The organism is Microcystis sp. LE19-10.1B, from assembly GCF_027530565.1.
GTDB classification, from domain to species: Bacteria; Cyanobacteriota; Cyanobacteriia; order Cyanobacteriales; family Microcystaceae; genus Microcystis; species Microcystis aeruginosa.
The window spans coordinates 1-7,547 of the sequence record NZ_JAPZQM010000138.1; the positions used below are offsets into that span (position 1 = coordinate 1).

The 7,547-nt window shown below is 44.6% G+C and carries 12 protein-coding genes and 1 pseudogene; 7 read left to right on the forward strand and 6 right to left on the reverse strand.

All coding sequences use genetic code 11. The annotated features are described in order from the left end of the window. The 3 genes from O9332_RS04915 to O9332_RS04925 form a co-directional block, all read left to right on the forward strand. The coding region (locus tag O9332_RS04915; RefSeq protein ID WP_271931852.1) for a photosystem II protein D2 at positions 1-172 on the forward strand (172 nt) is incomplete at its 5' end. A gap of 145 nt (positions 173-317) precedes the next feature. Continuing rightward, positions 318-845 carry a DUF3011 domain-containing protein gene (locus tag O9332_RS04920; RefSeq protein WP_002756854.1) on the forward strand — a complete coding sequence of 176 codons (528 nt, stop codon included), beginning with the start codon at positions 318-320 and terminating at the stop codon, positions 843-845. Between the two features lie 540 nt (positions 846-1,385). After that, positions 1,386-1,613 (forward strand): hypothetical protein, encoded by a 228-nt coding sequence (locus tag O9332_RS04925; protein ID WP_002756856.1) that lies wholly within the window; start codon positions 1,386-1,388, stop codon positions 1,611-1,613. 266 nt (positions 1,614-1,879) lie between these two features. Here O9332_RS04925 and O9332_RS04930 read toward each other — a convergent pair whose 3' ends face one another. Together O9332_RS04930 and psaK are read right to left on the reverse strand one after the other, a co-directional pair. After that, a complete protein-coding gene (locus O9332_RS04930) occupies positions 1,880-1,993 on the reverse strand; it encodes a hypothetical protein (protein ID WP_002756858.1) in 114 nt (37 codons plus the stop codon). 167 nt (positions 1,994-2,160) lie between these two features. After that, positions 2,161-2,427 carry a photosystem I reaction center subunit PsaK gene (psaK, locus tag O9332_RS04935; RefSeq protein WP_002756861.1) on the reverse strand — a complete coding sequence of 89 codons (267 nt, stop codon included), beginning with the start codon at positions 2,425-2,427 and terminating at the stop codon, positions 2,161-2,163. 120 nt (positions 2,428-2,547) lie between these two features. Between psaK and O9332_RS04940 the strand changes: the two genes are divergently transcribed. After that, complete coding sequence (locus O9332_RS04940) at positions 2,548-3,186, forward strand: phosphoribosylanthranilate isomerase (RefSeq protein WP_288023991.1); 639 nt, start codon at positions 2,548-2,550, stop codon at positions 3,184-3,186. Positions 3,187-3,289: 103 nt separating this feature from the next. Here O9332_RS04940 and folE read toward each other — a convergent pair whose 3' ends face one another. From folE to O9332_RS04955, 3 genes are all read right to left on the reverse strand, one after another. Further along, positions 3,290-3,988, reverse strand: coding sequence for a GTP cyclohydrolase I FolE (gene folE / locus O9332_RS04945; protein ID WP_002738197.1), 699 nt, complete (start codon positions 3,986-3,988; stop codon positions 3,290-3,292). A gap of 49 nt (positions 3,989-4,037) precedes the next feature. Then, positions 4,038-4,766, reverse strand: coding sequence for an SDR family oxidoreductase (locus O9332_RS04950; RefSeq protein WP_002756865.1), 729 nt, complete (start codon positions 4,764-4,766; stop codon positions 4,038-4,040). Positions 4,767-5,102: 336 nt separating this feature from the next. Next, on the reverse strand, positions 5,103-6,008 hold the full coding sequence (locus tag O9332_RS04955; protein WP_002756867.1) for a hypothetical protein: 906 nt from the start codon (positions 6,006-6,008) through the stop codon (positions 5,103-5,105). Positions 6,009-6,056: 48 nt separating this feature from the next. Here O9332_RS04955 and O9332_RS04960 point away from each other — a divergent pair, with 48 nt between their 5' ends. Then, positions 6,057-6,464 carry a hypothetical protein gene (locus O9332_RS04960; protein ID WP_002756869.1) on the forward strand — a complete coding sequence of 136 codons (408 nt, stop codon included), beginning with the start codon at positions 6,057-6,059 and terminating at the stop codon, positions 6,462-6,464. A 174-nt stretch (positions 6,465-6,638) separates the two neighbouring features. After that, a pseudogene (locus O9332_RS04965) lies at positions 6,639-7,067 on the forward strand (RNA-guided endonuclease TnpB family protein); the annotation flags it as partial. A gap of 40 nt (positions 7,068-7,107) precedes the next feature. Here O9332_RS04965 and O9332_RS04970 read toward each other — a convergent pair. Then, on the reverse strand, positions 7,108-7,287 hold the full coding sequence (locus O9332_RS04970) for a hypothetical protein (RefSeq protein WP_072927484.1): 180 nt from the start codon (positions 7,285-7,287) through the stop codon (positions 7,108-7,110). Positions 7,288-7,325: 38 nt separating this feature from the next. On the opposite strand from O9332_RS04970, the gene O9332_RS04975 reads away from it, so the two are divergent. Then, positions 7,326-7,535: a zinc ribbon domain-containing protein gene (locus O9332_RS04975; protein WP_502846638.1), complete on the forward strand. Its 210-nt coding sequence runs from the start codon at positions 7,326-7,328 to the stop codon at positions 7,533-7,535. The last annotated feature ends 12 nt before the right edge of the window (positions 7,536-7,547 follow it).

Genomic DNA, 7,547 nt, shown 5'->3' on the forward strand with positions numbered 1-7,547 from the left:
TGACTTCGTTTCTCAGGAATTGAGAGCGGCGGAAGACCCGGAATTTGAAACCTTCTACACTAAAAATATTCTGCTTAACGAAGGTCTGAGAGCTTGGATGGCTCCCCAAGACCAACCCCACGAAAACTTTATCTTCCCTGAAGAAGTATTACCTCGCGGTAACGCTCTCTAAGGATGGCAAGAAAATTTACCGAATAGGGGGAAGGGTGAAGTTAAATCACCCTTCTTTTTTGTTGATTAAGGCACTTCAAGCACTACTACTCATTTTCTGGATACCCCTGTAAGATAAACTAGAGAATTTCTTGGAGATAGAGACAATGTTTCGCCAAATTTTATTATCTAGTCTGGGTTTATTGCTAATTTGTCCCCTAGGGAGCGAGCCAGCAGCGGCCAGAACCATGAGAGTTAATTGTGAAAGTCAAAGCGGTCGCACTACTCGCTGTCCCGTCAATGCTCGATGGGCCCAGGTGAGATTAACCCGCACTCGCTCCGCTGCTCCCTGTGAGGGTAATTGGGATTTCCAAAACGGCAATATTGTGGTCAGAAATGGTTGTCGGGGCGAGTTTGAGGTACGCACCGACGACCATCACGGTAATGTTGGTGGCGGTTGGGAAGGTAATGTTTACGAAGAATTTCGCCTCCCCAATATCGGTCGTTTTGTCGTTGATCGCCGCAGTTATTATGATAGTGGCAGAATTAGAGAATTTGATGCGATCGTTAATGGCAGTCGCGAGCGTTGGTGGGCTAATTGTCGTGGTGGCGAACTTGGCAGCGGTAGTCGTCGCATCCGCTCATCCCGGGAAATCGATCGAGTAGTGGACTTTGTTTGTGAGGATCGGGGTTAAATATAGAAACCAAAACTCTATCTAAAACCTTGTAAAGTTACTTATTTATATAGCTAGATAGCTAAAATGAGTAACTTTTGCTGAAGATAGATTTTAAGAACGTTATCAGGTAAGCTAAGACGCACTTTAACCGCCTATCCTTGTATTACCTGAATCTCTCCCAATCTCTTGACTTGCCTCGAACAGTAGCTTGAGAAAACTAAAATCCTTCGCTTTTGCGAAAGAAATCCATCATCGTCATCGGTGTTTTCTCTAGCATCGATCGCTCACTTTTACTTAGTTGCTTAACCAAATTTTACTAGGCTGACAAAAAAGCCTTAAAAATCAACATAATAACTTCCTAAATTTTACGATCTATTGGCTGTATTTAACTTCAGTTCGGGGTACAGCGTTGCTCATCAAGATGAAGTGTAAACTAATTTGGTATCGACCACCGACTCCCCAAAACGAAAACTGCCTACCTGATCATTAAGATAGCTGCTGTAAGAAACCCGTTTTCTTGATCTGCTGCTAGAATTCAAGTAGATTGGAGGAAAATATATGGAGCCGGCAAACACCTTAGATGCTCTAATGCTCAAAACCATCATCAAGGAAAGCGTCCGCGAAGTTATGCGGGAAGAGTGGTTTAAATTCTTCGAGATGCTGATTCCCTATGTTGATGATATAGAACAAGCTGACATAGAAGCAACCTTTAATCCTGTTGATTACAAAGACGACGGCTTCGTTGATATTACAGGCTGGTTTAATCGTGAAGATCAGGATCAGTAGATCAGCCAATAAATTTTTGGAGAAACTAGATGCCAATAGCCGAAAATCTGTTTTGACTAAAATTGGTATTCTCAAAACCTGCCTTGAAACTCAAAACGTTTATCCCCCTGAAGAACTTGATATCAAAAAACTTAAAGGTGAGTTAAAAGGAGACAGACGAAATCTTTATTTATGAGATTAACTCTAGAGGCAATATTTACGATTAATTCAGCGATTAGCAACGTTCGCATTTATCAATTATTTTCGATACTTCTTTCCGCAGCCATCTAACTTTCCTGAGTTAATTTAGCAAATACTGCTTCTTCTTTGTTAGCAAAGTCTCCAACTTCGACTTGGGCCACTGCTTTCTTAATTTTCTCTCCAGCAGCCAGAATAATCACCCGCTCTGGACGATTACTAGACTTCTGGCATAATTAACTTTTGAGAGTTCAAAAATGGGAAAAATAGGGATGAAGTTGGCTAAAATCTCTTTATGCTTAGTTCTCCTGACTACTGACTACTGGCTCCTTACTCCTCTCTCTGAGGTTTACTGATCACTGATTACTGATTAGAGAATACCCGCGTTAGAAAGACCGAGAACCAGTCCCGCACCGAGAATATGGCCAAAACTCATGGTAGCCAATAATTCCGGCAGACCGAAGCTTTTTTTCGAGGCTAACTGCGGCAAGGGTAAGGCAGGGCCGGCCCCAGTATTTTGGATAGCAAAATAACCGATAACGAACGCTACTAGGTTAGCTAACGTCATGGTAATGCCGACGGATAAATTCCAGGGAATGGTTTGAGCAGTGGCTAAAAGTAAGGCGGAAGGGATCATTTGCGCTCCAGTCTTGATAAGATTTTGTTAACCACAGGGCATTATAAAAAGCTCTTGACCCGAAACTGCTTTTTGTTTGAATACTTAACAGTTTTTGTAACGTTTTGTGAATAAGATTAAATGCGAATTAAAATTTGCGGCATTACCCAACCGGACCAAGGACGAGCGATCGCTACTTGCGGAGCTACGGCTTTAGGTTTTATCCTCGTACCTAGTTCGCCTCGTTACGTCAAAATCGAGCAAATTAACGCTATTATCGCCGCAGTACCCGACAAAATTGATTTTATCGGGGTTTTTGCCGACGAGCAACCGGAAATTATTCAGCAAATAATTATTAAAACCCCCTTGACAAGTGTGCAGTTACATGGTAGGGAATCTCCTGAATATTGCCAAAGGTTGCGGCAATTATTACCCGACCGGGAAATTATCAGAGCTTTACGGATTAAAGACAGAGAAAGTTGGGAAAAGTCGGCAATTTACTTCAATAGCGTCGATACTTTACTGTTAGATGCCTACCATCCCCAATTGCTCGGCGGTACGGGACATACCTTAGACTGGCAAGCCTTAGCCAGTTTTTCGCCCCCCTTGCCCTGGTTTCTGGCCGGAGGACTCAACCCCGATAATATTAGTGAAGCTTTAACTCGGCTGCACCCCCAGGGTATTGATGTCTCTAGCGGCGTTGAGCGATCGCCTGGTGATAAAGACCTCAAAAAAGTCGCCCTCTTGCTAGAGCGACTGCAAAAATTCAGGGATCAGTGATCAGTTAGAAGGTTTTGGTTGTTGGGGTTTTAGGGTTTTAGGGTTTTAGTTGAATTCCCCCATTTCCCCATGTCCCCATTTCCCCATGTCCCCATTTCCCTGACTAGAAGAAATTGGGTTTATGACGGATCAGGTTAAGATACTCCTCGCGGGTTTTCTGCTCGTCTTGGAAGACTCCTAACATGGCGCTGGTGACAGTCCAGGATCCCGGTTTCTGCACCCCGCGCATTACCATGCACATATGAGTTGCTTCCATGACGACGGCAACCCCTTGGGGGTCGAGAATTTCTTGAATCGCTTCGGCAATCTGACGGGTGAGGCGCTCTTGGACCTGTAAACGACGGGAATACATTTCCACAATGCGGGCTAATTTACTTAATCCGACCACCTTTTGGTTAGGAATATAGGCAACGTGGGCCCGCCCCATGAAGGGTAACATATGATGTTCACAGAGACTAAAAAAGTCAATATCGCGCACTAATACCATCTCATTATGACCTTCATCGAAGATCGCACCATTAACGAGGGTTTCTAGGGATTGTTGATAGCCTTGGGTGAGAAACTGCATCGCTTCGGCCACCCGTTTGGGGGTTTTTAATAAACCTTCTCTTTCGGGATCTTCCCCCACCGAGATCAGGATATTTCTGACCGCATCCATCATCTGTTCTTTGTTTTCGTCGGAAGTTGGATGAATTTGAGCGGTTTTGCCATTGTGGGTGTTGCGATCGGGGCGAGTGGTCACGCGTGCTTGAATAGCGTCGGTTAAATTACCGTTTAAACCGTTAGAAGAAGCTATGGTCATAATGAAGAGGCCTGTAGGCGAATTGATTGATAAATAGAAGTATTTCGGGTTATAATGCCCCCGCACTGGGCATAATGGTCATCGTTTCCACTACGGCCTGTTTGGGCAGTAACACCGCTTGCAGAATGGCCTCAGCGATGATATCCGGGGTTAACATGGCCGAGCGATCGAAATCTGCTTTGACGCTATCGCTGTCCCAGATGGGAGTATTGACAGCCCCGGGGATGATAATCGTGATGCGAATGGCGTTAGCCCGCTCCTCGATCGCTAAAATGCGAGAAAATGCCACTAATCCCGCTTTGCTGACACTATAGGCCCCCCAATCAGGGAAGAAATTATCGGCGGCGATCGAGGAAACGTTAACGATCGTGCCTCCCCCCTGTTGACGCATGGCAGGTAAAATTCCTTGCACACACTGATAAACACTGGTTAAATTGAGATCGATCACCCGCTGCCAGTCTGACAAAGGTGTGTCAGCCAAGGAGTTTGTGTAACCCATGCCAGCATTATTGATCAGGATATCGATCGGTCCGGATTCTTGGGCGATTTTAGCGATACTAGGAGCTACTTCCGGGATATCTGCCAAATCTAAGGGGTAAGCTTGGGCTGATACGCCTAAATCTGCCGCCATTCCCGCCACGGTTGCCAATCTTTGCTGATCGCGACCGATTAAAACCAGATTAATTCCCGCCTTGGCGAAAGCGAGGGCGGTTTCTTTGCCGATGCCGCTACTGGCTCCGGTGATCAGCGCTCGCTGTTGACGAATAACAGAGTTCATGGTATAGTTTGAAATCTCTTAATTCTTGGTAGTTAGGGCAAAATTTTGGCGGTTAGGGGGACTCTAGAAAGGTTTAAGGGAGTTGGGTTAGATCGGAGCAATTTTTCTCGCACCAAAATTGCTGCGGCCCACCCGGGCGGGGGGAAGCATTGACTATCGGGTAGGTTCAAGATTAAAAATCGTTACAAAATTTTACCTAGCCAATTATAGCACTGTTAAGTCAGGGATCACTAATTTTTGTGTATATTTAGATATCTAACCAGCGAGGGGAAAAAGCGGACTGGTGGGCGAGAATTCTTGAGGCTGCCTTGAAACTCCCTCCCCCTGCGCTGAAAACTACTCACCGGAGGAGATGGCAGCGGTGGGTTGAGTGCGATTGACAATCACCACTCGATCGCCGACAACGGGACTTCTAGCGAGGAGAATTCCCTCGTTATCCCTCATTTCCAAGCGCCGAAAATCGAGAGTTTGGCAACGTTGAAAAACCGAATTAGCCAATTTATCCTGTTGTGATGCCTCCAGACTATACCAATTATCGCCCAAAATAACTACTAGACGACTAGCCAAAAAATCCGCTTCTACGGTAGAAATAATCCCGGCGGGATAACGAGTAGTTAAATCGGTAATTTCCGCTTGAATGGCTGCGACTAAACTTTGTTCGGGAGTTAATCGCGGTTTTGCTTTGGTAATCGGGACGGGAATCGGTGCCTCTGGTGCGATTAATTCTGGGGGAGTTTCGATAATTTCCCCGGCTGCCGGGGAAGGACTAGAGACAACTTCAGGCATATTTTCGGCAATTTCCGCCGGATTTTTCGGTAAACTGACCACAGCTACTAATAGGATAGTGACTAAACTTCCTGTTAACAAGCCGGTAATTAACCAATCGGGAATTTTTTCGCTAATTCCCCCAGGTAAAAGTCGGCGAATTTTGCTCAAAATCGTCGTCCACCACCCTTCCACCTGCTCGAAATCTGGTAAAATATCGTCGATTCCCTCCGCTGCTTCGATTGGAGAATCTGCGGTTAAACTTTGCTCAACTCCTGCGAATTCGTCTGGTTTTAAAGCAGCGGCTAACTGTTGCGTTGAGTTAAGAAGATTATCAACAGCAACTTTTGGGGGTAACACTATCCCCGTTCCCGTGTTAAGTTGGGAAACGATCGAATTTAACTGCTCGATCGCCTCTTGTAGTCGGATCACTGTTTCTGCTTGGCTGAAATTCTCTCGCTCATTTGGTTGAGTCATAATTAATTCTTCTTAACCCGCTGCCATTCTTTTTCAAAATATCATTCTATGCGCCGTTTTCTCGGTTTTTTAACCAGTATTTTCCTTGTCTTCCTGACTGCTTGTGGTAGTGTCACTCCCCCGCAAGAATTTGCCCCCGACGGAGAAATCGTCGCCAAAGCCCTTTTATTACAATTTCGTCACACATCCGATCGCCTTAGTCAATCTTTACATATCGATGATCCGCAGGTAAAAATTGCTAAAATTAATGTCACCAGTCTGGAACCGCTTTATGTGGGCAATTTGCCCGCTTATCACTTGCAGGGAGATTACGATCTAACTCTACAATTGCCCCATCAAAAAGATACCAAACAACACAACAATTTTGATCTTTATTTACAAAGACAGATCGAGGGTAAAACTTGGCGTTTACTGGAAGAAGTTGCCTCGCAATGGCGCAGCTATTTAGTAAAATAACCAGAAAAAGCCCGGGGGTTTTGCTATAGTCTATGATCATCGAAAATTTTGGGTCTGAAACCCCGTCTTTCTAGGTTGGCTTTACTGTTAAGTAGTCGTGCAAAATTAATTTCCTAGTGAAGATAGGCAAGAGGCAAGAGGCAAGAGGTGGTTAGATATGTGTAATTAATTTTGCTTAGGTACTTACCAGTAACAGATAAAGCCATTGGAATTGACTTAGGAATTAGTAGCTTCGTGATTACCAGCGATGGCGACAAAGTATCTAATCCTAAGCATTTTTAAAAGCATTATCGGAGACTGCGAAAGGACCCCAAAAGCCTTTCTAGGAATAAAAAAGGCTCAAAGAATCGAGAAAAAGCGAGAATCAAAGTAGCCAGAATTGCCGCTCAAATCACCGATAGCAGAAAAGACCATTTACACAAGCTAACCACTCAATTAGTTCGGGAAAACCAAACGATTGTGGTTGAGAATTTAGCCGTCAAGAATCTGGTCAAAAACCCGAAATTATCTCAGGCAATATCTGATGTAAGCTGGGGAGAAATCACCCGACAATTAGCCTATAAATGCCGTTGGTATGGGAGAAACTACATCGAAATAGATAGGGTTTGCTGAATAAATCTAAAAACCTTGTTGGATAAGGCTTTTAGACTTTTTTGACCTCAAAAAGTCCCGACCCTTGCAGTGATTGAGGGGAAAATTTCGGGACTTTTTCCCTGAAAATTAGGTAATTGACCAGGTGAAAATGGGTAAAACCCCACACCCCACACCCCACACCCCACACCCTGCCACCAGGAAAAACTTTTTCAGCAGACCCTAGATAGATGGTTTCCTAGCTCTAAAAGATGTAGTAATTGTGGGCATATTGCTGAGAAAATGCCGTTAAATATTCGAGAATGGGACTGTCCAGACTGTGGGACTCACCATGACCGAGATATTAACGCTAGTAAAAATATTTTGGCCGCAGGGCTTGCGGTGTCAGTCTGTAGAGCGACCATAAGACCAGAACAGAGTAAATCTGTTAAGGCAGGTGCGAAAAATCCTTCGGGAAAGAAGCAGAAACCTAAATCGTGAGGTTTGGGAATC

Bases quoted from the DNA above. Each gene is read 5' to 3' on its own strand.
- O9332_RS04955 (WP_002756867.1), bottom strand. From the start codon at position 6,008: ATGACTCAACCAAATGAGCGAGAGAATTTCAGCCAAGCAGAAACAGTG.
- O9332_RS04920 (WP_002756854.1), top strand. From the start codon at position 318: ATGTTTCGCCAAATTTTATTATCTAGTCTGGGTTTATTGCTAATTTGT.
- O9332_RS04950 (WP_002756865.1), bottom strand. From the start codon at position 4,766: ATGAACTCTGTTATTCGTCAACAGCGAGCGCTGATCACCGGAGCCAGT.
- O9332_RS04940 (WP_288023991.1), top strand. From the start codon at position 2,548: ATGCGAATTAAAATTTGCGGCATTACCCAACCGGACCAAGGACGAGCG.
- psaK (WP_002756861.1), bottom strand. From the start codon at position 2,427: ATGATCCCTTCCGCCTTACTTTTAGCCACTGCTCAAACCATTCCCTGG.
- folE (WP_002738197.1), bottom strand. From the start codon at position 3,988: ATGACCATAGCTTCTTCTAACGGTTTAAACGGTAATTTAACCGACGCT.
- O9332_RS04960 (WP_002756869.1), top strand. From the start codon at position 6,057: ATGCGCCGTTTTCTCGGTTTTTTAACCAGTATTTTCCTTGTCTTCCTG.
- O9332_RS04925 (WP_002756856.1), top strand. From the start codon at position 1,386: ATGGAGCCGGCAAACACCTTAGATGCTCTAATGCTCAAAACCATCATC.